General features: G+C 51.8%; 1 protein-coding gene. It reads left to right on the forward strand.

The window, feature by feature from the left end:
• Window positions 1-1,369, forward strand: a 1,369-nt coding sequence (locus TZ48_RS07205) for a VCBS domain-containing protein (protein ID WP_239670730.1), incomplete at both ends; no start/stop codon positions are given.

Genomic DNA, 1,369 nt, shown 5'->3' on the forward strand with positions numbered 1-1,369 from the left:
AGAGAGATTTACGGTTACCTCTATCGATGGCTCAAAAACGGAAACCATCGAAGTGACCATTCAAGGCACTAACGATGCGCCCGTAATTGCTGGTGATGCGATAGGCAGCGTTACTGAAGACTTTGAAGTGCAAACTGGCGATCTTCTCAAAGATAATGGCCAGCTAACAATCTCTGATGTGGATACTGGTGAAGCTAAGTTCCAAACAGTCGTGACGCCAGTAGGAAGCGTTTTAGGTACGCTCACTATCACTGAAAGCGGTGCGTGGAGCTATGAAGTTGACAACACCAACCCGACCATTCAAGGCTTGGGGGAAGGCGATTCACTCACCGAGACTTTCCAGGTCTTGAGCGAAGACGGCACCCCACAAAATATCGTCATCACGATTAATGGTGTTAACGACATTCCAACTATTGTGTCGGGTGACTCTGTTCTGGCTCAAGAAGACGTCGCGGTGGATGGTGATGGCAACATCGTCGCGACCAATACCTTAGTGATTTCCGATGACGATGCGGGCGAAGAGGTGTTTAACGCAGGCACCGCAACACCGGTTGGCACAACACTTGGCACCTTAACTATCGATGCAACGGGAGTCTGGACGTACAAAGTCGATAACTCGCTGCCTCAAATCCAAGCGCTGGATGTGGGCACGAGTCTAACGGAGTCGTTCACCGTAACCTCCGCCGATGGCACTGAGCATCAAATCGATGTCACGGTGAACGGTACTGAAGACCCAACCATCATCAGCAATTACCAACCTGGCGCTGTCACTGAAGATACGGCGGGTATTCTCACCGATTCAGGCAGTCTAACGATTACTGACCTGGATGCGGGCGAAGCGCTGTTTAATACCACGGTCACCAAACTCAACAATGGTGATGGTCAGTCACCACTGGGCAATCTCACCATTGATGCCAATGGTAACTGGACGTACACGGTCGATAACTCACTCACGGGTGTGCAAGAGCTGGGCGATGGTGAGACTCGTGACGAAGTATTCCAAGTCAGTTCTATTGATGGCTCGGTCAGTCAAACCATCGTAGTGACCATTACCGGTGTGAATGGTGCGCCTTCTATCGTCAGCGGTGAATCGGGAGCGGTAACCGAAGACGCTGCTGTCACCCCAAGTGATACCTTAGTGGCCACAGACAAGCTAGTGATTGCCGATGAGGATGCCGGTGAAAACGTCTTTGATGCGGGCACCGCGACGCCAGTGGGCACTACGCTGGGCTCGCTTAGCATTACTGCTGATGGCACTTGGACTTACACACTAGATAACACGCTCACCGCAGTACAAGCGCTGGATGCTGGCGACAAAGTCATTGAAGAGTTCACGGTGACGTCTGCTGACGGCACTGAGCACACCATC

The sequence above is a fragment of the Vibrio variabilis genome (assembly GCF_003263785.1).
In the GTDB taxonomy this organism is placed as follows: Bacteria; Pseudomonadota; Gammaproteobacteria; order Enterobacterales; family Vibrionaceae; genus Vibrio; species Vibrio variabilis.